Origin of the sequence: Kitasatospora sp. NPDC058218 (genome assembly GCF_042882445.1) — a bacterium.
In the GTDB taxonomy this organism is placed as follows: Bacteria; Actinomycetota; Actinomycetes; order Streptomycetales; family Streptomycetaceae; genus Kitasatospora.
Genome location: NZ_JBHVWC010000008.1, coordinates 41,409 through 65,503 on the forward strand (window position 1 = coordinate 41,409; position 24,095 = coordinate 65,503).

At 70.6% G+C, this 24,095-nt stretch carries 23 protein-coding genes; 22 read left to right on the forward strand and 1 reads right to left on the reverse strand.

Annotated elements, in window-relative coordinates; genetic code table 11:
* Position 1: 1 nt before the first annotated feature.
* The 22 genes from thrC to ACFVYI_RS06890 all read left to right on the forward strand — a co-directional run bounded on the left by thrC (position 2) and on the right by ACFVYI_RS06890 (position 23,328).
* Entirely contained in the window at positions 2-1,207 is a 1,206-nt protein-coding gene (gene thrC, locus ACFVYI_RS06785; RefSeq protein WP_387882073.1) for a threonine synthase, read from the forward strand.
* A 338-nt stretch (positions 1,208-1,545) separates the two neighbouring features.
* Positions 1,546-2,481 (forward strand): homoserine kinase, encoded by a 936-nt coding sequence (gene thrB / locus ACFVYI_RS06790; protein WP_387882074.1) that lies wholly within the window; start codon positions 1,546-1,548, stop codon positions 2,479-2,481.
* 605 nt (positions 2,482-3,086) lie between these two features.
* Positions 3,087-5,204 carry a transcription termination factor Rho gene (gene rho, locus ACFVYI_RS06795; protein ID WP_387882075.1) on the forward strand — a complete coding sequence of 706 codons (2,118 nt, stop codon included), beginning with the start codon at positions 3,087-3,089 and terminating at the stop codon, positions 5,202-5,204.
* 126 nt (positions 5,205-5,330) lie between these two features.
* Positions 5,331-6,476, forward strand: a complete 1,146-nt coding sequence (locus ACFVYI_RS06800; protein WP_387882076.1) for an LCP family protein — start codon at positions 5,331-5,333, stop codon at positions 6,474-6,476.
* A 160-nt stretch (positions 6,477-6,636) separates the two neighbouring features.
* A complete protein-coding gene (rpmE, locus tag ACFVYI_RS06805; RefSeq protein ID WP_030057539.1) occupies positions 6,637-6,858 on the forward strand; it encodes a 50S ribosomal protein L31 in 222 nt (73 codons plus the stop codon).
* Between the two features lie 127 nt (positions 6,859-6,985).
* The gene (prfA, locus tag ACFVYI_RS06810; protein WP_387882077.1) at positions 6,986-8,062 is read left to right on the forward strand and encodes a peptide chain release factor 1; all 1,077 of its coding nucleotides are present in this window, start codon (positions 6,986-6,988) and stop codon (positions 8,060-8,062) included.
* A gap of 60 nt (positions 8,063-8,122) precedes the next feature.
* The gene (gene prmC, locus ACFVYI_RS06815; RefSeq protein WP_387882078.1) at positions 8,123-8,989 is read left to right on the forward strand and encodes a peptide chain release factor N(5)-glutamine methyltransferase; all 867 of its coding nucleotides are present in this window, start codon (positions 8,123-8,125) and stop codon (positions 8,987-8,989) included.
* Positions 8,990-9,190: 201 nt separating this feature from the next.
* Positions 9,191-9,838, forward strand: coding sequence for an L-threonylcarbamoyladenylate synthase (locus ACFVYI_RS06820; protein WP_387882079.1), 648 nt, complete (start codon positions 9,191-9,193; stop codon positions 9,836-9,838).
* Between the two features lie 29 nt (positions 9,839-9,867).
* Positions 9,868-10,512 (forward strand): protein-tyrosine-phosphatase, encoded by a 645-nt coding sequence (locus tag ACFVYI_RS06825; RefSeq protein WP_387882186.1) that lies wholly within the window; start codon positions 9,868-9,870, stop codon positions 10,510-10,512.
* Between the two features lie 350 nt (positions 10,513-10,862).
* Positions 10,863-12,167, forward strand: a complete 1,305-nt coding sequence (gene glyA, locus ACFVYI_RS06830) for a serine hydroxymethyltransferase (protein ID WP_387882080.1) — start codon at positions 10,863-10,865, stop codon at positions 12,165-12,167.
* Positions 12,168-12,299: 132 nt separating this feature from the next.
* Positions 12,300-13,643, forward strand: a complete 1,344-nt coding sequence (locus ACFVYI_RS06835; RefSeq protein WP_387882081.1) for an MraY family glycosyltransferase — start codon at positions 12,300-12,302, stop codon at positions 13,641-13,643.
* Between the two features lie 320 nt (positions 13,644-13,963).
* Positions 13,964-14,407 (forward strand): hypothetical protein, encoded by a 444-nt coding sequence (locus tag ACFVYI_RS06840; RefSeq protein WP_387882082.1) that lies wholly within the window; start codon positions 13,964-13,966, stop codon positions 14,405-14,407.
* Positions 14,408-14,692: 285 nt separating this feature from the next.
* A complete protein-coding gene (gene atpB / locus ACFVYI_RS06845; protein ID WP_387882083.1) occupies positions 14,693-15,508 on the forward strand; it encodes a F0F1 ATP synthase subunit A in 816 nt (271 codons plus the stop codon).
* 89 nt (positions 15,509-15,597) lie between these two features.
* The gene (gene atpE / locus ACFVYI_RS06850) at positions 15,598-15,840 is read left to right on the forward strand and encodes an ATP synthase F0 subunit C (RefSeq protein ID WP_030302757.1); all 243 of its coding nucleotides are present in this window, start codon (positions 15,598-15,600) and stop codon (positions 15,838-15,840) included.
* Positions 15,841-15,874: 34 nt separating this feature from the next.
* Positions 15,875-16,435 (forward strand): F0F1 ATP synthase subunit B, encoded by a 561-nt coding sequence (locus ACFVYI_RS06855; RefSeq protein WP_387882084.1) that lies wholly within the window; start codon positions 15,875-15,877, stop codon positions 16,433-16,435.
* Positions 16,432-17,247: a F0F1 ATP synthase subunit delta gene (locus tag ACFVYI_RS06860; protein WP_387882085.1), complete on the forward strand. Its 816-nt coding sequence runs from the start codon at positions 16,432-16,434 to the stop codon at positions 17,245-17,247. The genes ACFVYI_RS06855 and ACFVYI_RS06860 overlap by 4 nt, the downstream gene beginning before the upstream one ends.
* Before the next feature lie 151 nt (positions 17,248-17,398).
* Positions 17,399-18,973 (forward strand): F0F1 ATP synthase subunit alpha, encoded by a 1,575-nt coding sequence (gene atpA, locus ACFVYI_RS06865; RefSeq protein WP_387882086.1) that lies wholly within the window; start codon positions 17,399-17,401, stop codon positions 18,971-18,973.
* Between the two features lie 32 nt (positions 18,974-19,005).
* Positions 19,006-19,920 (forward strand): F0F1 ATP synthase subunit gamma, encoded by a 915-nt coding sequence (locus ACFVYI_RS06870; protein ID WP_387882087.1) that lies wholly within the window; start codon positions 19,006-19,008, stop codon positions 19,918-19,920.
* Between the two features lie 2 nt (positions 19,921-19,922).
* On the forward strand, positions 19,923-21,368 hold the full coding sequence (atpD, locus tag ACFVYI_RS06875; protein ID WP_387882088.1) for a F0F1 ATP synthase subunit beta: 1,446 nt from the start codon (positions 19,923-19,925) through the stop codon (positions 21,366-21,368).
* Positions 21,369-21,551: 183 nt separating this feature from the next.
* On the forward strand, positions 21,552-21,935 hold the full coding sequence (locus ACFVYI_RS06880; protein WP_360639367.1) for a F0F1 ATP synthase subunit epsilon: 384 nt from the start codon (positions 21,552-21,554) through the stop codon (positions 21,933-21,935).
* A gap of 148 nt (positions 21,936-22,083) precedes the next feature.
* On the forward strand, positions 22,084-22,584 hold the full coding sequence (locus tag ACFVYI_RS06885) for a DUF2550 domain-containing protein (protein WP_030302766.1): 501 nt from the start codon (positions 22,084-22,086) through the stop codon (positions 22,582-22,584).
* 171 nt (positions 22,585-22,755) lie between these two features.
* Positions 22,756-23,328, forward strand: a complete 573-nt coding sequence (locus ACFVYI_RS06890) for a cob(I)yrinic acid a,c-diamide adenosyltransferase (protein ID WP_387882089.1) — start codon at positions 22,756-22,758, stop codon at positions 23,326-23,328.
* Positions 23,329-23,377: 49 nt separating this feature from the next.
* Here ACFVYI_RS06890 and ACFVYI_RS06895 read toward each other — a convergent pair whose 3' ends face one another.
* Positions 23,378-23,968, reverse strand: coding sequence for a hypothetical protein (locus tag ACFVYI_RS06895; protein ID WP_387882090.1), 591 nt, complete (start codon positions 23,966-23,968; stop codon positions 23,378-23,380).
* Positions 23,969-24,095: the final 127 nt, after the last annotated feature.

The following is a 24,095-nucleotide window of genomic DNA, read 5'->3' on the forward strand; positions in this document are numbered from 1 at the left end:
CATGAACGACGTGATCGCGGGCCGCCCCGAGCCAAAGGGTGCGCCGGTGCCGGGAGCGACGAGCGACAAGCGAGGCACGAGCGCCGAAGCGAGGAGTGCCGGCGCCGGGTCCGAGCGGTCGGCGGCGAGCGGGCGAGTGGCGGCGCACACCCACCAGTGGCGCGGGCTGATCGAGGAGTACCGCGACCGCCTGCCGGTCAGCGACACCACGCCGGTGGTCACCCTGCTGGAGGGTGGCACGCCGCTGGTCCCCGCCCAGGTGCTCTCCGAGCGCACCGGCTGCGAGGTCTACCTCAAGGTCGAGGGCGCCAACCCCACCGGGTCCTTCAAGGACCGCGGCATGACGATGGCCATCTCCAAGGCGAAGGAGGACGGCGCCCAGGCCGTCATCTGCGCCTCCACCGGCAACACCTCGGCCTCCGCCGCCGCCTACGCGGTGCGCGCCGGGATGGTGTCGGCGGTGCTGGTGCCGCAGGGCAAGATCGCGCTCGGCAAGATGGGCCAGGCGCTGGTCCACGGCGCCAAGATCCTTCAGGTGGACGGGAACTTCGACGACTGCCTCACTCTTGCGCGTGAACTGTCCGAGAAGTACCCGGTGGCCCTGGTCAACTCGGTGAACCCGGTGCGGATCGAGGGTCAGAAGACCGCCGCCTTCGAGATCGTGGACATGCTCGGCGACGCGCCGGACATCCACGTCCTCCCGGTCGGCAACGCGGGCAACATCACCGCGTACTGGAAGGGCTACCGCGAATACGCCACCGACGGGCTGGCCACCCGGACGCCCCGGATGTGGGGTTTCCAGGCCTCCGGCTCGGCCCCGATCGTGGACGGTGCGCCGGTGCTCAAGCCGCAGACCATCGCCACCGCGATCCGGATCGGCAACCCCGCCTCCTGGGACTTCGCGCTCGCCGCGCGGGACGAGTCGGGCGGCCTCATCGACAAGGTGACGGATCGTCAGATCCTGTCCGCCTACCGGCTGTTGGCCGCACAGGAGGGCGTCTTCGTGGAGCCCGCCTCGGCCGCTTCGGTGGCCGGTCTGCTGGCCAAGGCGGAGGCCGGCCTGGTCGACCCGGGCCAGCGGATCGTCTGCACGGTGACCGGCAACGGCCTCAAGGACCCGGACTGGGCGGTGGCCGGCGCGCCGCAGCCGCAGATCGTCCCGATCGACGCCGAGGCCGCGGCCCAGCGCCTCGGCCTGCTCGACTGACCGGATTCCGCCCCCCGGGCCGACCCTTTCGGGGGTCGGCCCGGGCTCGTTCTCCGCTGACACTTTTGTGTCAATTCCGGCGCTCATTCCGGTGTCATTCCGGCATGAATTCCGGCCAGAACCGGCAACACACCAGATCGAAGGCCCACGGGGTGTACCACTGTGGAACCTCTCTTCGATACTCTGGGTTCGGCCGTGTGGCACATGCCCCGGGTCCGACCCGTCCACGGGTCGCGCCGACGACTGTGACCGCCCGCCCCGATCGGGGCCCGCGGCCCCCTCCCACCCTCGCACCGACGCGCTTCGCGCCGCCCGATTTCCCCAGGAGAGTCCACCGCATGGCCGGTCCTGCGTTCCGTGCCGCCGCCGTCCGGGTCCGGGTTCCCGCGACCAGCGCCAACCTCGGCCCGGGCTTCGACGCCTTCGGACTCGCGCTGGGTCTGTACGACGACGTGGTCGTCCGGGTCGCCGACTCCGGGCTCTCCGTCGACATCGCCGGCGAGGGCGCCGAGACGCTCGCCCGGGACGAGCGCCACCTGGTGGTCCGCGCGATGCGCGCCGCCTTCGACCGGCTCGGCGGTCAGCCGCGCGGCCTCGAAGTGGTCTGCGCCAACCGGATACCGCACGGCCGTGGCCTGGGCTCCTCGTCCGCCGCGATCGTGGCCGGCATCGTGGCCGCCCGTGCCGTCACCATCGGCGGCCCGTCCGCGCTGGACGACGACGCGCTGTTGGCCCTCGCCTCCGAGCTGGAGGGCCACCCCGACAACGTGGCGGCCTGCCTGCGCGGCAACTTCACGGTGGCCTGGACGGACGAGGAGTCGGCCAAGGCCGTCACCCTGGAGCCGTCCGAGCGGGTCGTCCCGGTGGTCTTCGTCCCGGCCACCGAGGTGCTCACCGAGACCGCCCGCGGTCTGCTGCCCCGGACGGTGCCGCTGGCCGACGCCGCCGTCAACGCGGGCCGCGCCGCGCTGCTGGTCGAGGCCCTGACCCGCCGCCCCGAGCTGCTGCTCGCCGCCACCGAGGACCGGCTGCACCAGGACTACCGGGCCTCGGCGATGCCGGACAGCGCCGCCCTGGTGGGTGCGCTGCGCGCGGAAGGCATCCCCGCGGTGATCTCCGGGGCCGGCCCGACCGTGCTCGCGCTCACCGACGAGGCGGGCGCCGACAAGGTGCTGGCCTTCGCCGACGACGCAGGTCAGGGCGGTGCGGTGTTCGCCGCGCACCGGCTGGAGCTCGACCGGACCGGGGCGTCGGTGCTCCCGCTCGACGGCTGAGCGCCGGCCCCGGCGGCCCGGATCCGGCCGTGCCGGGCCGGACCGTCCGGACACGATTGGCAAGCGCAAGGCTGGGGAATGTCTGAGGGGGTCGGTAGTGTTAACCTCATTGCTGCACCAGGTGCCCTCCGGGGCTCGGTGCGCCGCGTCCCGATCCCAGCACTCCGCTCGCGCGGAGTCCCGGCGATATACGGGGCGACGATTCTCCGGGAGCCCACCGCAGCGCGTACGCAGCCTGCCTGCGCGACTTGCGGCCGCATCCCGAAGCCGTGACGGCACCTGACTCCCACCCCGCGGCCTCCCACCTTGAGGCAAGGACGGGCGGAGCACGGGCCACCGTCACGCGACGGGGGCCCGGGATTCGCAGGCAGCGTGGGGGTACCACCCGGCCAAGGCCGGCTGGGGGAGGGTCGGCATGCGACCGTCCCACCGCGCCACTCAGCACCACCGTGCTTCACGCACCGCACCTCGCAGCTCTCCTCCGACTGGCTACCCGCCATCCGGGGGATCACCGCCTCGGACCGACGCAGTCGAGCGTTGGTCAGGACAGCACAACCGGTCGCCGAGCCAGACAGGCCGACGTCCGCTCCAGGGAAGGACCCTTAGTGAGCGACACCACCGATCTGATGGGCGCGCGCCCGGACGCCGAGGCGTCGGACGCAGCCGCCGCCCCCGCGGCCCCGGCCCGGCGCCGTCGCACCGCTGCCGCGGGCCTGGACGGCCTCGTCCTGGCCGAGCTGCAGAAGCTCGCCTCGACGCTCGGTATCAGCGGCACGGGACGCCTGCGCAAGAGCCAGCTGATCGAGGCCATCAAGGAGAAGAGCGGCGGGGACCCGCTGCTCGCCGCCGGTGCGGCCCCCGCCGCCGCTCCGGCCGCCAAGCGCTCCGCCGCCAAGGCCGACACCGCCGAGCCGGCGGAGAAGCCCGCCCGCCGGACCAAGGCCGCCCCGGCCGAGGCCCCGGTCGCCGACGAGCAGGCCCAGATCGAGATCCCGGTCCAGGCCGCAGCCGAGACCGCCGCGCCCGCCCGTACCGAGCGCACCCGCCGCCGGGCCACCTCGGCCGCCGGTGCGCCGACCGCCGACGCCGTGGCCGCCGAGGCGCCCGCCGCGGTCGCCACCGAGGCCAAGCAGGCCGAGGCCCGCCCGGCCGAGACCCGTGGCTTCGAGGGCCGCGAGGAGGGTCGCACCGAGACCCGCCGCGACCGCCGGGACCGTCGCGACCGCCGCGAGGGCGGCGAGCGCGAGGGCCGTCAGGAGGGCGGCGACGCCCAGGCCGGCCAGGACGCCGACTCCCGCGAGTCGCGCCGTGACCGCCGCAACCGCCGGGACCGTGCCGACCGCCAGGGCGGTCAGGGCCAGGGCGGCCAGAGCCAGCAGCAGGGTGCCCAGACCGAGAGCCAGCCCAGCCGCCAGAGCGGTGGCGGCGGCCAGCAGGCCCAGCCGCAGGTGCAGCAGGGCGGCTACGACGACGACGAGTTCGGCGACGGCCGGCGCGGCCGCCGCGGTCGTTACCGCGACCGCCGGGGCCGTGGCAGCCGCCGCGAGGGCTTCGAGGTCGGCCCCGCCGAGCCGCAGGTCGGCGACGACGATGTGCTGATCCCGGTCGCGGGCATCCTCGACATCCTCGACAACTACGCGTTCGTGCGCACCTCCGGCTACCTGCCGGGCCAGAACGACGTCTACGTCTCGCTCGCCCAGGTCCGCAAGAACGGCCTGCGCAAGGGTGACGCCATCACCGGTGCGGTCCGCCAGCCCCGTGACGGCGAGCGCCGCGAGAAGTTCAACGCCATGGTGCGGCTGGACTCGGTCAACGGCATGGACCCGGAGAGCGGCCGCGGCCGTCCCGAGTTCAACAAGCTGACCCCGCTCTACCCGCAGGACCGGCTCCGCCTGGAGACCGACCCGGGCGTGCTGACCACCCGGATCATCGACCTGGTGTCGCCGATCGGCAAGGGCCAGCGCGGTCTGATCGTCGCGCCGCCGAAGACCGGCAAGACGATGGTGCTGCAGGCGGTCGCCAACGCGATCACCCACAACAACCCCGAGTGCCACCTGATGGTCGTCCTGGTGGACGAGCGTCCGGAGGAGGTCACCGACATGCAGCGGTCGGTGAAGGGCGAGGTCATCTCCTCGACCTTCGACCGCCCGGCCGAGGACCACACCACCGTCGCCGAGCTGGCCATCGAGCGCGCCAAGCGCCTGGTGGAGCTGGGCCACGACGTGGTGATCCTGCTGGACTCGATCACCCGTCTGGGCCGCGCCTACAACCTGGCGGCGCCGGCCTCCGGCCGCATCCTGTCCGGTGGTGTCGACTCGACCGCGCTGTACCCGCCGAAGAAGTTCTTCGGTGCCGCGCGCAACATCGAGAACGGCGGCTCGCTGACGATCCTGGCCACCGCGCTGGTCGAGACCGGCTCGCGGATGGACGAGGTCATCTTCGAGGAGTTCAAGGGCACCGGCAACATGGAGCTCAAGCTCGACCGGAAGCTCTCGGACAAGCGCATCTTCCCGGCCGTCGACGTCGACGCCTCCAGCACCCGCAAGGAGGAGATCCTGCTGGGCAGCGAGGAGTTGGCCATCGTCTGGAAGCTCCGCCGGGTGCTGCACGCGCTCGACTCGCAGCAGGCGATCGAGCTGCTGCTGGACAAGATGAAGCAGACCAAGAGCAACGCCGAGTTCCTGATGCAGATCGCCAAGACGACCCCCGGGTCCGGCGACTGACCGCATCCGAGCGGCTCGTGAGCACAGAACCCTGGTCCGCGCGAGCGGGCCAGGGTTCTGTGCTTGTTCCAGAGTTGGGACATTTGGAGCCCTTTGGATCATGTTGTCCGATTTACTCTGGACCGTATGGCCGACCACAAGAGGGTTCTCACCCGCCGCCGCAAGGTCCTGCGCGCGGCCGCGTGTGCGTTCGCCGCGCTCGTCGTCCTCGGCGCCGGTGCGGCCGGTTACGCCTACTTCAAGCTCAACGGCAACATCAAGAGCGTCGACATCGACGCCCGGCTGGGTACGGCCCGGCCGCCGTCCGCCACCGACGGCTCGTTCAACATCCTGGTCCTGGGCTCGGATTCGCGGGCCGGCGGGAACGGCGCCCTGGCCGGGGGAGACACCGGTGACACCGCCCGCTCGGACACCGCGATGGTGGTCCACGTCGACCAGGGCCACGCGCGGGCCGAGGTGGTCTCCATACCCCGGGACACCCTGGTCACCCGCCCCGACTGCACCGACGGGAGCGGCAAGGCCGCCCCGGGGGCCAAGCGCGCGATGTTCAACAGCGCGTACGAGACCGGTGGCGCCGCGTGCGCGGTCAAGACCACCGAGCAGCTCACCGGCCTGCGGATGGACCACTACATCGAGATCGACTTCGCCGGCTTCGCCCGGGTCGTGGACGCGATCGGCGGTGCCACCGTGACCACCACCGTCCCCATCCACGACAAGGACAGCGGGCTGGACCTCCCGGCCGGCGAGCACCACCTCGACGGGGAGCAGGCGCTGGCCTTCGTCCGGACCAGGCACGGCGTCGGAGACGGCAGCGACCTCGGCCGGATCGAGCTGCAGAAGCAGATGGTCAAGTCGCTGCTCGGACAGGCCGGCGGGATCGGGCTGTTCGGCAACCCGGTCAAGCTCTGGTCGGTCGGCGACACCCTGACCCGCAGCATCACCACCGACTCGGCGCTGGCCTCGGTGAACTCCCTGGTGGGGCTGGCCGAGGAACTCAAGGGGATCGGCCCGGACCAGCTCACGATGGTCACCCTGCCGGTGGAGACGGCGCCCGGCGACGCGAACCGCGTGGTCGCCCAGCAGCCGCAGGCCGACCAGCTCTGGGCGGCCCTGAAGGCCGACCGGCCGCTCCCGCAGGCCGTGCTGGCCGAGCAGCCGCAGAACCCCGCCCAGACGACCCCGGCGGCCCCCACGGCCCCCGCGAAGGCCCCCGCCAAGGCCTCGGCGAAGCCCACGGCCGGCACCGGCGCGAGCCCCTCCCCGAGGCGCTAGGGCCGCTGCGGCGGGCCTGCCGGAGAGGCCCGGAATATCCCGGAACGCGACCCGGTTTGGGAAGAAGCGGCCGGTCCTGGCAGACTGGTCCGTCGGTCCCGGTTCACGTGCGGCATTCAAGCCGCCGACCCGGTGCCCTCCCGAACACTAGGAGAACCCCTTGAAGCCCAACGTTCACCCCGAGTACGTGGTCACCCGTGTGACCTGCACCTGCGGCGCCGAGTTCACGACCCGCTCGACCGAGACCAGTGGCGAGATCCGCGCCGAGGTCTGCTCGCAGTGCCACCCGTTCTACACCGGCAAGCAGAAGATCCTCGACACCGGTGGCCGCGTGGCCCGCTTCGAGGCCCGCTTCGGCAAGCAGCACAGCGCGAAGGCCTAGCGCTCCCTCGGCGCCGGTTTCCGGTGCCCCCGTACTCGTTCCGGGGGCGCTGGAGACCGGCGCCGTTCGCGTCCCACGGCGCATCCGCGCCATCTCTCCACCGGATCTCAGGGAAGAAGGCCCCTTCATGTTCGAGGCAGTCGAAGAGCTCCTCGTCGAGCACGCCGACCTCGAAACGAGGCTGGCCGACCCGTCCGTCCACGCCGACCAGGCCAACGCGCGCAAGCTCGCCAAGCGGTACGCCGAGCTGACCCCGATCACCCGGGTCTACCGCGCCTGGCGCCAGGCCGGCGAGGACATCGAGGCCGCGCGCGAACTCGCCGCCGAAGAGCCGGAGTTCCTCGCCGAGGTGAAGGACTCCGAGGCCCGCCGCGAGGAGCTGACCGAGCAGCTGCGCCTGCTGCTCGTGCCGCGCGACCCCAACGACGACAAGGACGTCATCCTGGAGATCAAGGCGGGTGAGGGCGGCGAGGAGTCGGCGCTGTTCGCCGGCGACCTGCTCCGGATGTACCTGCGCTTCGCCGAGCGGATCGGCTGGAAGACCGAGATCATCGACGCCAACGAGTCCGACCTCGGCGGCTACAAGGACGTCTCGGTGGCCGTGAAGACCAGGGGCAGCACCGAGCCCGGCCAGGGCGTCTGGGCCAAGCTGAAGTACGAGGGCGGCGTCCACCGGGTGCAGCGCGTCCCCGCCACCGAGTCGCAGGGCCGCATCCACACCTCCGCGGCGGGCGTGCTGGTCACCCCCGAGGCGGAGGAGGTCGAGGTCGAGATCGTCGCCAACGACCTGCGGATCGACGTCTACCGCTCGTCCGGCCCCGGCGGTCAGTCGGTCAACACCACCGACTCCGCGGTCCGGATCACCCACCTCCCGACCGGTATCGTGGCGTCCTGCCAGAACGAGAAGAGCCAGCTGCAGAACAAGGAGCAGGCGATGCGCATCCTGCGTTCGCGGCTGCTGGCCGCCGCGCAGGAGGAGGCCGAGCGGGAGGCCTCGGACGCGCGTCGCAGCCAGGTCCGCACCGTGGACCGCTCCGAGCGGATCCGCACGTACAACTACCCCGAGAACCGCATCTCGGACCACCGCACGGGCTTCAAGTCCTACAACCTGGACCAGGTCCTGGACGGCGAGCTGAACGCGGTGATCCAGTCCTGCGTGGACACGGACGCCGCGGCCAAGCTCGCCGCGGCCCAGCAGAACTGAGACCGGCGTCCGGGTCCGAATGCACCAGAGAAGCCGCAGCGCAGAAACAAGAGGTCGTTCGTGAACCTGCTGCTTGCCGAGGTGGCCCAGGCCACCCAGCGGTTGGCCGCGGCCGGCGTGCCGTCGCCGCGCTTCGACGCGGAGGAGCTCGCCGCGCACGTCCACAACGTGAAGCGCAGCCAGCTGCACACGGTCAAGGACGCGGACTTCGACGCCCGCTACTGGGAGGCGGTCTCCCGCCGCGAGGCTCGTGAGCCGCTGCAGCACATCACCGGCCGGGCGTTCTTCCGCTATCTGGAGCTGGCGGTCGGCCCCGGGGTCTTCGTGCCCCGCCCGGAGACCGAGTCGGTCGTGGAGTGGGCCATAGACGCCGTCCGCGACATGGACGTCGCCGAGCCGCTGGTGGTCGACCTCTGCTCCGGCTCGGGCGCCATCGCGCTCGCCCTCGCCCAGGAACTGCCGCGCTCCACCGTGCACGCCTTCGAGCTGGACGAGGGCGCGCTGCAGTACACCCGGCGCAACATCGAGGCCAGCTCCGACCGCGCCCGGGTCACCCTGCACGCCGGCGACGCCACCAAGGCCTTCGAGGACGACCGCTCCTGGGACGGCCGCTTCGACCTGGTGATCTCCAACCCGCCGTACATCCCGCTCACCGAGTGGGAGTACGTCGCCCCCGAGGCCCGCGACCACGACCCGCAGATGTCGCTGTTCTCCGGCGAGGACGGGCTGGACACCATCCGAGGCATCGAGCGGGTCGCCGCCCGCCTGCTGCGCCCGGGAGGCGCCGTGGTGATCGAGCACGCCGACACCCAGGGCGGCCAGGTGCCGTGGATCTTCAACGAGGAAGGCGGCTGGACGGACACCGCCGACCACCGCGACCTCAACAACAGGCCTCGTTTCACGACGGCCCGAAGGGTCTCGTTGTGAACATCAAGCACAGCACGACGGCCCGAAGGGTCTCGTTGTGAACATCAAGCACAGCACGACGGCCCGAAGGGTCTCGTTGTGAACATCGAGCGCCGCACAACAGCTCGAAGGGCCTCGTCGTGAACACCCGGTGCGGCAGCACCGGGCGCGGGGCCGCGCTGTGAACGCCGTCATGAGTCATCTCGGAAGGGGACCGCACCGATGAGCCGCCGCTACGACTGTGCCGATGCCGGGGACCGCGCCACCGGTCTGCGCGAGGCCGCCTCGGCCATCCGCCGCGGCGAAATCGTCGTGCTGCCCACCGACACCCTGTACGGGGTCGGCGCCGACGCCTTCTCGCCGGAGGCCGTCGCCGCGCTGCTGGCCGCCAAGGGCCGGGGCCGCAACATGCCCTCGCCCGTCCTGGTCGGCTCGCCGACCACCCTGCACGGCCTCGTCACGGACTTCTCCGAGCAGGCCTGGGAGCTCGTCGACGCCTTCTGGCCGGGCGGGCTCACCCTGGTCGCCAAGCACCAGCCGTCGCTGCGCTGGGACCTCGGCGAGACCCGCGGCACGGTCGCCGTCCGGATGCCGCTGCACCCGGTCGCGATCGAGCTGCTGAACGCCACCGGCCCGCTCGCCGTCTCCAGCGCCAACCTGACCGGCGGCCCGTCCCCGGCCACCTGCGACGAGGCCCAGCAGCAGCTCGGCGACGCCATCTCCGTCTACCTGGACGGCGGCCGGGCCGACCACGCCACCGCCTCCTCCATCGTCGACGTCACGGGCAAGGTCCCGGTCCTGCTGCGGGCCGGCGCGATCAGCGCCGAGCAGCTGAGGGAGGTCGTCCCCGACCTGGAGGCCGGCAGTTGACGACCGCTTCCCTCCATGCCGGGCCCGGCATATCGCCGTACCTGAGCGTGGGCCCCAGGCCGCTGGACCACTTCCGGATCCTGTTCGTCTGCACCGGGAACATCTGCCGCTCGCCGATCGCCGAGCGGCTCACCCGGCGTGAGCTGGACACCCGGCTCAGCCCCCGGGTGGCCGGGCGGATCCTGGTGGAGAGCGCCGGCACCTGGGGCCACGAGGGCGCGCCGATGGAGGACCACGCCGCCACGGTGCTGGACGAGTACGGCGCCGACAGCGGCGGCTTCGCCGGCCGCGAGCTGCTCGACGAGCACGTGGTCGAGGCCGACCTGGTGCTCACCGCGACCCTGGACCACCGCGCCCAGGTGATCTCGATGGGCCACGAGGCCGGGCTGCGCACCTTCACCCTGAAGGAGTTCACCCGCCTGGTCCGGACGATAGACCCGGGCACCCTGCCCGACCCGCGCCGCGGCGCCGACGTCACCGAGCGGGCCCGCGCCCTGGTCCGGGCCGCGGCCGCGCTGCGCGGCTGGCTGCTCGCCGCCAGTCCGGAGTCGGACGAGGTCCATGACCCGTACGGCGCGCCGATCGGCATGTTCCGCAACTGCGGCGAGGAGATATTCCACGCGGTGGACCCGGTGGTCACCGCCCTCACCGGGGTCCCCGCGCGCAGTGCTTGATGGCGGCTCCGGGCTGTGTTGTCGCCCGGCTCGCCTCCGGGCCGCTTGACCCGGCGCCGACGGTCGGCGCTCCCTCGCTCCTGCGTCGCTCCGTCCCTTCTCCCTTTCGGCACCGGCGCGGCCCTTCGGCTCGGGGCGGGTTCGGTGCGGGGGCGGGGCTCAGGCCGGGCGGAGCGGCCCTTCGGCTCCGGCGCGTCCTCTCGCTGCCGCTCCGCCTGACTGTGGCTCCCGCTGCTCTGCCTGAGTACCGGCGCGCCCGGCCGGGTGCATCGGGACCGCGTCGGCAGGCCGGTCGCGGGGCCCGGTCCTACGCTGGAGACACCTGCCCGACGCTGCCCGGGAGCTCCGCCATGACCGTCACCGATGCCGCGACCGGTTCCTCCGAGACGACGGGGCGGTGGGCGTCCGAAGCGCTGCGCCGGGCCGACCCGCAGCTGGCCGACCTGCTCGCCGCCGAGGCGGAGCGGCGTGCCGAGACGATCCAGCTGCTGGCGGGGGAGAACCTCACCGGCCCGGCCGTGCTGGCCGCACTGGGCGGCCCGCTGATCGACAAGTACGCCGAGGGCTACCCCGGCCGGCGCCACCACACCGGCTGCGCGCTGGCGGACGCCGCCGAGCTGCTGGCGATCGACCGGGCTCGCCAGCTGTTCGCCGCCCCGCACGCCAACGTCCAGCCCCGCTCGGCCACTTCGGCCATGCTGGCGACCTACGCCGCGCTGCTGCGCCCCGGTGACGTGGTGCTGGCGATGTCGCTGGAGCACGGCGGCCACCTCAGTTGCGGCTCGCGCGCCAACTTCTCCGGACGCTGGTTCGACTTCATCGGCTACGGGGTGCGCCGGGACGACGGTCTGATCGATCTCGACCAGGTCCGCGAGCTCGCCCGTGAGCACCGGCCGAAGGCCATCGTGGCCGGCTCGATCTCCTACCCCCGGCACCCGGACTGGGCGGCCTTCCGGGAGATCGCCGAGGAGGTGGACGCCTATCTGATCGCCTCCGTCGCCCAGACCACCGGCCTGGTCGCGGCGGGGGTGGCGCCCTCCCCGGTGCCGTACGCGGACGTCACCGTGGCCGCCACCCACAAGCTGCTCCGGGGCCCGCGCGGCGGCCTGCTGCTCTCCACCGCCGAGCTGGCCGAGCGGATCGACCGGGCGGTCTTCCCGTTCAGCCAGGGCGGCGCCGCGATGAACGAGGTGGCCGGCAAGGCCGTCGCCTTCGCCGAGGCGGCCACCCCCGAGTACCGCGCCTACGCCCATCGCACGGTGGCGGGGGCGCGGGTGCTGGCGGCGGGGCTCGCGGAGGCCGGGACGCGCCCGTTGACCGGCGGGACCGACACCCATCTGGTGACGGCCGACGTCGGACCGCTCGGCGTCAGCGGCGCCGAGGCCGAACGCCGCTGCGCCGCCGCCGGCCTGCTGCTCGGCAAGTGCGCACTGCCCTACGACTCCGCGCCGCCCTCCGAGGCCTCCGGGATCCGGCTCGGTACCGGTGCCGTCACCACGCAGGGCATGGGGGAGGCCGAGCTGGCCGAGATCGCGGCGCTGATCGGACGGCTGCTCGCCGAGGGCACGGACGTCCGGATCGGAGCCCGGGTCCGCGAGCTGGCGCGGGCCTTCGCCGCCCCCGGCCGGGGGGTATTGCGCTCTCCTACCCGGTAGGGCGAACCGCGATGCACGCGCCGGGCGTCCGACTCAATAAGGTGTGTGCCGTGGCGACGCACCTCGAACCCCGGACAGGCACGGGAGTACCTTCGGTACCTACCCGTCGGACAGTGACGCAGGAGGCCAGTGGTGCGTGAGTATCTGCTGGTGCTCTTCTGCACGGCGGCCGTCACCTATCTGCTGACCGGCCCGGTGCGGAAGTTCGCGATCGCGGCCGGCGCGATGCCGCCGGTCCGCGCCCGTGACGTGCACCGCGAGCCCACGCCCCGGCTGGGCGGCATCGCGATGTTCGGCGGCCTCTGCGCGGGCATCCTGGTCGCCTCCCAGCTGGACAACCTCAGCAAGGTGTTCTCCCAGGGCACCGACATCCGCGCGCTGCTCTCCGGTGCCGGGATCATGTGGCTGCTCGGCGTGCTCGACGACAAGTGGGGCGTGGACGCCCTGGTCAAGCTCGGCGGCCAGATGATCGCCGCCGGTGTGATGGTCTGGCAGGGCGTCACGGTGATCACCCTGCCGGTGCCCGGCGTCGGCGCGGTCGCGGTGAGCCCCACCCAGGGCATGGTCATCTCGGTCACCATGGTCGTCGTCATGGTCAACGCGGTGAACTTCATCGACGGCCTGGACGGCCTGGCCGGCGGCATGGTCTGCATCGCCGCGATGGCCTTCTTCCTGTACTCCTACCGGCTCTGGTACGGCTACACGATCACCGACGCGGCTCCCGCCGTGCTCTTCAGCGTGCTGCTGATCGGGATGTGCCTGGGTTTCCTGGTGCACAACGTGCACCCGGCCCGGATCTTCATGGGCGACTCCGGCTCGATGATGCTCGGCCTGATGCTGGCCGTCGCCGCGATCTCCATCACCGGCCGCGTCGACCCGGACCTCATCACCAGCGAGACCGGTTCGCAGACCGCCACCGTGCACGCCCTGGTGCCGATCTACATCCCGCTGCTGCTGCCGCTGACCGTCATCGCGCTGCCGCTGGCCGACCTGCTGCTCGCCGTGGTCCGCCGCACCTGGGCCGGCCAGTCGCCGTTCGCCGCCGACAAGCGGCACCTGCACCACCGGCTGCTCCAGGTCGGCCACTCGCACAGCCGGGCCGTCCTGATCATGTACTTCTGGGCGGCGCTGATCGCCTTCGGCACCGTCGCCTTCTCGGTCACCAACACCGGCCGCACGGTCGTGCTGACGCTGGCCGGGCTCTGCCTGGTCGGCCTGGTGGTGCTGCTCACCCCGCGCTTCCGCCCGCGCGCGCCGCGGGCCGTGCAGGCCTTCGTGCCGCCGCGCTACCGGCGCCGCAACCCGGGCCGGGCCGTCGCGCGGGTCGCCGAGGGCGATGCCCCGGTGGCCGCGGCGACCTCGGAGCCGATGGCCGAGCTGTCCGCGAAGGACAAGGAGCTGCTCGGCGGTCTGGGGCACAAGGGGGGTTCGTCGGCGGTCGGCGGCCGGGGCCACGGCAGCGGTCGCGGCCGGTAGGAGCGGCAGGTGGCGGGGGCCGGGTGAAGCGTCTGACGCGTCGTCAAGGTGGTTCACCCGTACGGGGGCACTGTTGGGCCGCCAGTGTGACAGGTGCCACACAATCATGGTAAAGCTCTCATCAAATAGTTTGTGATACCGTTCACGAGTACCGAGAACACGCCGAAAGACCTGACAGGTGGAGGACTTCCGTCCCCGGTCGGTCTCCCTCGACGGACTCGCCGCAGAGCGGCCGGTCCACGGCGGTCCCTTGGTCGGTACCACCACCACGTTCTGTGCCCGTCCCCCCGCCACATCGACATGCCGCCGGAGTTGCCGACATGCCGTCCAACGACGCCCGGATCCTTCGCGGCGCCGCGATCCCCACTGCGGTCGCCGGGATCATCGCCATGGTGATCTCCTATGCCGTCGCGGGTGGCAAGGGAGCGCTCGGCGCCCTCTTCGGAACGCTGCTGGTGATGGCCTTCTTCAGCTTCGGTCAGGTCGCACTCGACCGGCTGACCAGGTCGAACCCGCACATCATGATGGCTGCCGGGCTCCTGGTCTACACCACTCAGATCCTGCTGGTCGGAATCGTCCTCGCGGTCTTCAAGGACACCGAGCTCTTCAACCGGCAGGCCTTCGCCTTCACGCTGCTGGGCTGCGCCCTGATCTGGACGGGCTTCCAGGTGCGCGGCGCACTCAAGGCCAAGACCTTCTACGTCGACACCGACGCCTCCGAAAACAAGGGCGACAAGCCTTCCGACTCGGGACGTCAACAGTGACGAGGCCTGGCTGTCCCCCCAACGAGGGGGGCGGTGTTTATACCGTCCTGACGGGCTGCTATCGTCCGTCGCAACAACGGAGTACGGGAAGAGGCCAGGTCTGTCCGCACGATGGACGGATCGCCCCCCGGATCCTTGCAGTCTTCGATGATCCCGCTGTGGTGCAGAGCACTTCCGCGCGGGGTCGGCGAGAAACCCATCAAGTTCCAGTGCCGCACCGTGGCCGCAGGCCACGCCGACACACCGAGGTTGCCGTAACCATGCGTCACGACGAAGGAGTCCGTGGTGAGTGCTGAACTCACGTCTTCGCTCGCCTCAGGCAGTTGCCACTTCGGGGACGCTGGCTGCGGCTTCCCGGCCCCGGGCCTGAACGAGTTCCAGTTCGAGCCGATCTTCACGATCGGCAGCGTCGAGTTCAACAAGCCGATGCTGCTGTCGATCATCGTCTCGCTGCTCGTCATCGTCTTCTTCTGGGCCGCCTTCGCCAAGCCGCGCCTCGTGCCCGGCAAGCTGCAGCTGGTCGGTGAGATCGGCTACGACTTCGTCAAGCGGTCCATCGTGCTGGAGACGATCGGCAAGAAGGGCGAGAAGTACGTCCCGATGCTGGTCTCGATGTTCTTCTTCGTCTGGTTGATGAACATCATGTCGGTCATCCCGTTCGCCCAGTTCCCGGTGACGGCGGCGATCGCGTTCCCGGCCGGCCTCGCGGCCGTCGTCTGGGTCACCTACATGACGCTGACCTTCAAGAAGCACGGCTTCGTCGGTGGTCTGAAGAACCTCTGCTGGCCCTCGGGCATTCCCGGCTGGGTCATGTTCATCCTGGTGCCGATCGAGTTCTTCTCGAACATCTTCGTGCGTCCGTTCACGCTCGCGGTCCGAGCCTTCGCGAACATGTTCGCCGGCCACCTGCTGATCGTGATGTTCTCCATTGCCTCCTGGTACCTGCTCAGCCCGACCCTGGGCGCGCTCTACGGCTCGGCCTCGTTCATCGTCGCCATCGGCCTGACCGCCTTCGAGCTGCTGGTCCAGTTCCTGCAGGCCTACATCTTCGTGATGCTGGCCAGCAGCTACATCGCCGGTGCCCTCGAAGAGGCGCACTGAGCCAGGGGCCACGGCCCTCCTGAACCACTCCCGGAACGCCCGGTGGCCAATCACCACCGGTACACCATCCCCGCAAAGGACACACTGCAATGAGCATGCTCGCTGAGGTCGGCGTCTACGGTTCCGTCGCTTCCATCGGTTACGGCCTCGCCGCGATCGGCCCCGGCATCGGCGTCGGTCTGATCTTCGGTAACGGCGTGCAGGCCATGGCCCGCCAGCCCGAGGCCGCCGGCCTGATCCGCTCCAACATGTTCATCGGCTTCGCGCTGACCGAGGCGCTCGCCCTCATCGGCATCGTCATGCCGTTCGTCTTCGGCCAGGGCCCCAAGTAATCCCGGCTGTAGACCCTTCGAGGAAGGTCCAGATATGAGCATCGTGGCTCACCTCGCGGAGGAGGAGGAGATCATGAATCCTCTCCTCCCCGCATGGCCCGAGATCATCATCGGCCTGCTCTGCTTCTTCATCGTCTTCGGGATCCTCGGCAAGAAGCTCCTCCCCAGCATCGAGAAGGTGCTGTCGGAGCGCCGGGATGCGATCGAGGGCGGTATGGAGCGCGCCGAGGCCGCTCAGGCCGAGGCCCAGGCCCTGCTTGAGCAGTACCGCGCCGAGCTCGCCGAGGCGCGTCACGAGGCTGCCCGCATCGTCGAGCAGTCCCGTGAGCAGGGCGCTGCCCAGCTCACCGAGATGCGCGAGGAGGGCCAGCGTCAGCGCGAGGCCATCGTCGCCGCCGGTCACGCCCAGATCGAAGCCGACAAGAAGCAGGCGACTGCCGCCCTGCGCCAGGACGTTGGGTCGCTCGCTTCGCAGCTGGCCTCCCGCATCGTGGGTGAGTCCCTCGAGGACCACGCCCGGCAGAGCGGCGTGATTGACCGCTTCCTGGACGAGCTGGAGGCCAAGGCCACCGTTGCTCAGGGTGCGGCCAAGTGATCGGCGCAAGCCGCGAGGCCCTCGCCGCCGGGCGGCAGAACCTCGAAGCCCTGACCGACTCCACCTCGGTGGACGCGGTCAAGGTGGCCGAGGAGCTCACCTCCGTCACGGTCCTCCTGGACCGTGAGGTGTCGCTGCGCCGCGTTCTGACCGACCCGTCCCGGTCGGGCCAGGACAAGGCCCAGCTGGTCTCCTCGCTGCTGGCCGGACAGGTCTCCGGCGAGACCCTCGACCTGGTCTCCGGCCTGGTCCGCTCCCGCTGGTCGGGCTCGCGCGACCTGGTCGACGGGGTCGAGGAGCTGGCCGCGTACGCCGAGGTCATCGCCGCCGACAAGGCCGGTGTCCTGGACGACGTCGAGGACGAGCTGTTCCGGTTCGGCCGGGTGGTGAGCGGCTCGCAGGAGCTGCGCGCCGGCCTGACCGAGCCCAAGGCCGGTGCCGTCGCCAAGGCCGCGCTGATCAAGAAGCTGCTCGGTGGCCGCGCCAACGCGGGCACCGTCCGGCTGGTCACCGCCCTGGTGAACAACCCGCGTGGCCGTAGCCTTGAGCAGGGCCTGGAGTCCTACTCGAAGCTCGCCGCCGCACGGCGCGGGCGCGTGGTGGCCCTGGTCACCACCGCGGTGCCGCTGTCGGACGGCCAGAAGGAGCGCCTGGAGGGTGCTCTGGGCCGGCTGTACAGCCGCCGGGTGCACCTGAACATCGACGTCGACCCCGAGGTCGTCGGCGGTGTCCGGGTCCAGATCGGTGACGAGATCATCGACGGCACCGTGTCGAGCCGCCTCGAAGGCGCTCGCCAGTCGCTCGAAGGCTGAGCACCGAAGCACATCCGACCCTCGGTCGGGAACCGGCTCCACCGGAGCCGGCAAATCGTACGGCCGGTTCGAGAGACCCGGCCGAGAGTCGAATACTTGCGGCCCTCAATGGCGGGCCGAGGATCGCAAACTAGGAGAGCAGGGAAGCCTGATGGCGGAGCTTACGATCCGTCCGGAGGAAATCCGGGACGCGCTGGCCGACTTTGTCCAGTCGTACCAGCCGGACGCCGCCTCGCGTGAAGAGGTCGGCACGGTCACTGACGCGGCGGACGGTATCGCCCATGTCGAGGGTCTGCCCTCGGTCATGGCGAACGAGCTGCTGAAGTTCGAGGACGGCACGCTCGGCCTCGCGCTGAACCTCGACACCCGTGAGATCGGTGTCGTCATCCTCGGTGAGTTCGGCGGCATCGAGGAGGGCCAGACGGTGCGTCGCACCGGCGAGGTCCTCTCTGTGCCGGTCGGCGACGGCTACCTCGGCCGCGTCGTGGACCCGCTGGGCAACGCGATCGACGGTCTGGGCGACATCGCCTCCACCGGCCGTCGCGCCCTGGAGCTGCAGGCCCCCGGCGTCATGGTCCGCAAGTCGGTCCACGAGCCGATGCAGACCGGTATCAAGGCCATCGACGCGATGACCCCGATCGGCCGCGGCCAGCGCCAGCTGATCATCGGCGACCGCCAGACCGGCAAGACCGCGGTGGCGATCGACACGATCATCAACCAGCGCGACAACTGGCGCTCGGGCGACCCGAAGAAGCAGGTCCGCTGCATCTACGTCGCCGTGGGCCAGAAGGGCTCCACCATCGCGTCCGTGCGCGGCGCCCTGGAGGAGGCCGGCGCGCTGGAGTACACCACCATCGTGGCTGCTCCCGCCTCCGACCCGGCCGGCTTCAAGTACCTCGCCCCGTACACCGGTTCGGCCATCGGCCAGGAGTGGATGTACGACGGCAAGCACGTCCTCATCATCTTCGACGACCTGTCGAAGCAGGCCGAGGCGTACCGCTCCGTGTCGCTGCTGCTCCGTCGTCCGCCGGGCCGCGAGGCCTACCCGGGTGACGTCTTCTACCTGCACTCCCGCCTGCTGGAGCGCTGCGCGAAGCTCTCCGACGAGCTGGGCGCCGGCTCGATGACCGGTCTGCCGATCATCGAGACCAAGGCCAACGACGTCTCGGCGTACATCCCGACCAACGTCATCTCGATCACCGACGGCCAGTGCTTCCTGGAGTCCGACCTGTTCAACGCCGGCATCCGCCCGGCCGTGAACGTCGGTATCTCGGTGTCCCGCGTCGGCGGTTCGGCCCAGATCAAGGCCATGAAGTCGGTCGCTGGCCGTCTGCGCCTGGACCTCGCCCAGTACCGTGAGCTGGAGGCCTTCGCCGGCTTCGGCTCCGACCTGGACGCGGCCTCCAAGGCCCAGCTGGAGCGCGGTGCCCGCATGGTCGAGCTGCTGAAGCAGGGCCAGTACCAGCCGTTCCCGGTCGAGGAGCAGGTCGTCTCCATCTGGGCCGGCACCACCGGCAAGCTGGACGACATCCCGGTCGCGGAGATCCGCCGCTTCGAGCGCGAGTTCCTGGACCACCTGCGCCTGCAGCACAAGAACCTGCTGGCCGGCATCGTCGAGACCTCCAAGCTGGAGGACGGCACCATCGACGCGCTGACCACCGCGATCGAGGCCTTCAAGCAGGGCTACACCACGGCTGACGGCAAGCTGCTCTCCGAGCAGGCCTGAGTCCGGTAACGAGGGAAAGGACGTAACGACCCATGGGAGCACAGCTTCGGGTCTACAAGCGCCGGATCCGCTCTGTCACCGCGACGAAGAAGATCACCAAGGCGATGGAGATGATCTCCGCGGCGCGCATCGGTAAGGCGCAGCGCGCGGTGGCCGCCTCCACTCCGTACGCCGACGAGCTCACCCGGGCGGTGACGGCGGTGGCCACCCGGTCCAACGCCAGGCACCCGCTCACCACCGAGAACCCGAACGCCTCGCGTGCCGCCGTCCTGCTGATCACGGCGGACCGCGGCCTGGCCGGCGGTTACTCGTCCAACGCCATCAAGGCCTCGACGGTGCTCACCGAGCGCCTGCGCGGCGAGGGCAAGGACGTGGTGACCTACATCGTCGGTCGGAAGGGTCTGTCGTACTACACCTTCCGCAACCTCGCGGTGGGTCAGTCGTGGACGGGCTTCTCGGACAAGCCGAGCTACGGTGACGCGAAGGCCGTGGCGGCCGAGCTGATCGAGGCCTTCACGGCCGAGACCGGCGGCGTGGACGAGATCCACGTGGTCTCGACCGAGTTCGAGTCCATGCTGACGCAGACCGCGGTCGACGTGCGGCTGCTGCCGCTGAAGCTCGACGAGGTCGAGCTCAGCGACCAGTCGAAGGCCACGCACCAGATCTTCCCGCTGTACGACTTCGAGCCGTCGGCGGAGGGCGTCCTCGACGCACTGCTGCCGCGGTACGTCGAGAGCCGGATCTACAGCGCGCTGCTGCAGTCGGCCGCCTCCGAGCACGCCGCCCGTCGGCGCGCGATGAAGAGCGCGACGGACAACGCCGGCGAGCTCATCAAGTCGCTCACGCGGCTTGCCAACTCGGCCCGTCAGGCCGAGATCACCCAGGAAATCAGCGAGATCGTCGGCGGTGCCAACGCCCTCGCCGACGCTAGCCGCGGGAGCGAATGAGAATGACCACCACAGTTGAGCCGACCACGGCGACGGGCCGCGTCGCGCGGGTCATCGGCCCGGTCGTCGACGTGGAGTTCCCCGTCGACGCGATTCCCAACATGTTCAACGCCCTGCACGTCGAGGTGGACAACCCCGACGGCTCGGGCAAGAAGATCCTGACCCTCGAGGTCGCGCAGCACCTCGGCGACGGCATGGTCCGCGGCATCTCGATGCAGCCGACCGACGGCCTGGTCCGTGGCGCGCAGGTCTCCGACACCGGCTCCGCCATCTCGGTGCCGGTCGGCCAGATCACCAAGGGCAAGGTGTTCAACGCCCTCGGTGAGGTGCTGAACGTCGACAAGGCCGAGTTCGAGGCCCAGGTCGAGGTCCGCTGGCCGATCCACCGCAAGGCGCCGGACTTCAAGGACCTCGAGTCCAAGACCGAGATGTTCGAGACCGGCATCAAGGTCATCGACCTGCTCACCCCGTACGTCACCGGTGGCAAGATCGGTCTGTTCGGTGGTGCCGGTGTCGGCAAGACCGTTCTGATCCAGGAGATGATCTACCGCGTCGCCGAGAACTTCGGTGGTGTGTCGGTCTTCGCCGGCGTCGGTGAGCGTACCCGTGAGGGCAACGACCTCATCCACGAGATGGTCGACTCGGGCGTTCTGGACAAGACCGCGCTGGTCTTCGGCCAGATGGACGAGCCGCCGGGCACCCGTCTGCGCGTCGCGCTCTCCGCGCTGACCATGGCGGAGTACTTCCGTGACGTCGAGAAGCAGGACGTGCTCCTCTTCATCGACAACATCTTCCGGTTCACCCAGGCCGGTTCCGAGGTGTCGACCCTGCTCGGCCGCATGCCCTCCGCGGTGGGCTACCAGCCGAACCTGGCCGACGAGATGGGCCTCCTGCAGGAGCGCATCACCTCGACCCGCGGTCACTCGATCACCTCGATGCAGGCGATCTACGTCCCCGCGGACGACCTGACCGACCCGGCCCCGGCCACCACCTTCGCCCACCTGGACGCGACGACCGTTCTGTCGCGCCCGATCTCGGAGAAGGGCATCTACCCGGCCGTCGACCCGCTGGACTCCACGTCCCGCATCCTCGACCCGCGGTACATCGCGCAGACCCACTACGAGACGGCCATCCGTATCAAGGGGATCCTGCAGAAGTACAAGGACCTGCAGGACATCATCGCCATCCTCGGTATGGACGAGCTGTCCGAGGACGACAAGATCACGGTCCACCGGGCCCGTCGCATCGAGCGCTTCCTCTCGCAGAACACCTACGTGGCGAAGCAGTTCACCGGTGTCGAGGGTTCGACCGTGCCGCTGTCGGAGACCATCGAGGCCTTCAACTCGATCGCGGACGGCAAGTACGACTCCGTTCCCGAGCAGGCCTTCTTCATGTGCGGTGGCATCGAGGACCTCGAGAAGAACGCCGCCGAGCTCGCGAAGAAGTAATCGCGTCCGGTAGCAGCGAGTGACTGTGAGGGGTGGGCCCCAGCCCTGGGACCCACCCCTCGCGTCGCATCGGCTGTGATTCCGGTCAAATCCGTGCCGCCGGTTTCATGTCGGGGGCGCGGGCCCGTTATTCTTACCGAAACTCCCGAGTAATCGGGCGTTGCATGAGCCTAGGAGCCCACGTTGGCTGAGCTGCACGTCGAGCTGGTCGCAGCCGACCGCAAGGTGTGGTCCGGTGCGGCCACCATCGTCGTCGCCCGTACGGCCTCCGGTGACACCGGCATCATGCCGGGTCACACCCCGGTGCTGAGCGTGCTGGAGACCGGTCCGGTCACCATCCGCACCGTGGACGGCGGCACCGTGATCGCCGCCGTGCACGGCGGCTTCATCTCCTTCGCCGACAACAAGCTGTCTCTGCTCGCGGAGATCGCCGAGCTGGCGGACGAGATCGATGTCGCGCGCGCCGAGCGTGCGCTGGAGCAGGCGAAGTCGGACCTGGACGAGCACGCCGAGCGACGCGCCGAGGTGCGTCTGTTCGCGGCGCGCGGTCTCAAGGCCCACGCCTGAGTGCGCCGGACCCTGGCTTAGCGGGGTCGACCGACGGTCCCGGGGACGCGTGAGCGTGACCCCGGGACTGTCGTCTCAGTTGGTAGGTCAACGCGGTCGCCTGATACGACCGATACGGGGAACGCGGGTAGCGAGGAGGTAGGTGAGCATGGTCCTCGCCCTTGTGGTGTGCGCGGCGGTCGTTGCGCTGGGTGTGATCGGCCTGGTGGCATTCGCGGTACGGCGCCGTGTGATCCAGCGGGTCGGCGGAACGTTCGACTGCAGCTACCGGCTCAAAATGCCCGCCGACGCCTCGACACAGCCCGACCTCGACGAGAACGGCAAACCCACCTCCGCCCCGGTCCCCCAGACCGACGGCAAGGGGTGGGTTTTTGGTATCGGCCGCTACAGCGGTGACTCGATCGAGTGGTTCCGGGTCTTCTCGTACGCCCCGCGCCCGCGCAAGGTGCTTCCGCGCCGGGAGATCGAGGTACTGGGCCGGCGCTACCCCGAGGGCCAGGAGGAGCTGGCACTGCTCTCCGGCTCGGTCGTGCTCCGCTGCCTGCACAACGGCGCCCCGCTGGAGCTGGCGATGAGCGACGACGCCCTGACCGGCTTCCTCGCCTGGCTCGAAGCCGCCCCACCCGGGCAGAGGGTGAACGTCGCGTAGCGACGAGACTCTCGGGGGTGGGGGTCCCCCGGCCGGAGGCTGGGGGAGGTCAACGTCGCGTAGCGACGGACCCTCGGGGTGGGGGAGGTCGACGTCGGTGGCGACGGACCCGGGGCAGCCCGTGCCCCGGTGGGGTTAACGTCGCCTAACCCGGCTCGCTAGTCTGGCGGCATGGTCAATCTGACGCGCATCTACACCCGTACCGGCGACGACGGCACCACCGCGCTCGGTGACATGAGCCGTACGACCAAGACCGACCCGCGCCTGGTCGCGTACGCCGACACCAACGAGGCCAACGCCGCGATCGGCGTGGCGATCGCCGCCGGGGGTCTGTCCGAGGACGTCGCCGCGGTGCTCGTCCGGGTGCAGAACGATCTCTTCGACGTCGGTGCGGACCTGGCCACCCCGGTGGTGGAGGACCCGAAGTACCCGCCGCTGCGGGTGCTGCAGTCCTACATCGACAAGCTGGAGGCGGACTGCGACCACTACCTGGAGTCGCTGGAGAAGCTGCGCAGCTTCATCCTCCCCGGCGGCACGGTGGGGGCGGCGCACCTGCACCTGGCCTGCACGGTGGTGCGGCGGGCCGAGCGGGCCACCTGGGCGGCGATCGAGGAGCACGGGGACACCGTGAACCCGCTGACCGCCAAGTACCTCAACCGGCTCTCCGACCTTTTGTTCATCCTGGCCCGGGCGGCCAACAAGGAGCGGGGCGACGTGCTCTGGGTGCCGGGCGAGAACCGCTGAACCGGTTGCCCCGCCGGTCGGCGGGGCAACCGGTGGCGCCGGCCGGCCGCTACTGCTGCTGGGGGATCTTCCAGCCCACCACGTGGCCCTCCTCGACGATCGCGCCGGCCGGGGCCTCCTTGGGCCAGAACGAGTAGCAGGCGGCCACGATCACGTTGATCACGGCCGTCAGGCCCAGCCGCAGGTACCAGCCGGTGAAGGTGCCGACGTGGGCGGCGCCGTCGGAGAGCGGGACGAGGGCGGTGATCAGCCCCAGGGTGATCGCGGCCGAGACCACGGTGCGCCGGCAGATCCGCCACTCGTGGGCGGTCCGCTCGGCGCCGTACTTGGGGGCGCCCTTGGGCTTGGGGCCGCCGGCGAAGCGGTACTGGAAGTGCCGGTCGGCCCAGCGGACCAGCGACGGCCCGTAGCCGATGGAGAAGCCCGCGTAGCCGGCGGCCAGCGCGTGCGTCCAGCCGGCGGTGGCGCCGCCGCGCAGGTCGAGCACGGTCAGGGCGAACAGGGTCAGGTCCACCGCCGGCAGACCGACCAGCAGGACGGTGCTCACCGTGCGCAGCCGCAGCAGGTAGCGGGTGGCGAGGCCGAGTGCGAGGAGGATCCAGAACGCGACCTCGGCCGCGACGATCAGAGTGACGATCATGGAGTGCTCCCAGGTCGATCAGCGGTGCCTCCAGCCTGGTCGGTCGGGGCGCGCCGGTCGTCGTCTCCGGAGCCGAGCCGGCCCTGCACCTTTCGATGTACGGCGGCTCCTCCCCGTACCGGAGCCG

Coding starts and splice junctions, on each gene's coding strand:
- thrC (WP_387882073.1), top strand. CDS start 2: ATGAACGACGTGATCGCGGGCCGCCCCGAGCCAAAGGGTGCGCCGGTG.
- thrB (WP_387882074.1), top strand. CDS start 1,546: ATGGCCGGTCCTGCGTTCCGTGCCGCCGCCGTCCGGGTCCGGGTTCCC.
- ACFVYI_RS06800 (WP_387882076.1), top strand. CDS start 5,331: ATGGCCGACCACAAGAGGGTTCTCACCCGCCGCCGCAAGGTCCTGCGC.
- prfA (WP_387882077.1), top strand. CDS start 6,986: ATGTTCGAGGCAGTCGAAGAGCTCCTCGTCGAGCACGCCGACCTCGAA.
- ACFVYI_RS06820 (WP_387882079.1), top strand. CDS start 9,191: ATGAGCCGCCGCTACGACTGTGCCGATGCCGGGGACCGCGCCACCGGT.
- glyA (WP_387882080.1), top strand. CDS start 10,863: ATGACCGTCACCGATGCCGCGACCGGTTCCTCCGAGACGACGGGGCGG.
- ACFVYI_RS06840 (WP_387882082.1), top strand. CDS start 13,964: ATGCCGTCCAACGACGCCCGGATCCTTCGCGGCGCCGCGATCCCCACT.
- atpE (WP_030302757.1), top strand. CDS start 15,598: ATGAGCATGCTCGCTGAGGTCGGCGTCTACGGTTCCGTCGCTTCCATC.
- ACFVYI_RS06855 (WP_387882084.1), top strand. CDS start 15,875: ATGAGCATCGTGGCTCACCTCGCGGAGGAGGAGGAGATCATGAATCCT.
- atpA (WP_387882086.1), top strand. CDS start 17,399: ATGGCGGAGCTTACGATCCGTCCGGAGGAAATCCGGGACGCGCTGGCC.
- ACFVYI_RS06870 (WP_387882087.1), top strand. CDS start 19,006: ATGGGAGCACAGCTTCGGGTCTACAAGCGCCGGATCCGCTCTGTCACC.
- atpD (WP_387882088.1), top strand. CDS start 19,923: ATGACCACCACAGTTGAGCCGACCACGGCGACGGGCCGCGTCGCGCGG.
- ACFVYI_RS06885 (WP_030302766.1), top strand. CDS start 22,084: ATGGTCCTCGCCCTTGTGGTGTGCGCGGCGGTCGTTGCGCTGGGTGTG.
- ACFVYI_RS06890 (WP_387882089.1), top strand. CDS start 22,756: ATGGTCAATCTGACGCGCATCTACACCCGTACCGGCGACGACGGCACC.
- ACFVYI_RS06895 (WP_387882090.1), bottom strand. CDS start 23,968: ATGATCGTCACTCTGATCGTCGCGGCCGAGGTCGCGTTCTGGATCCTC.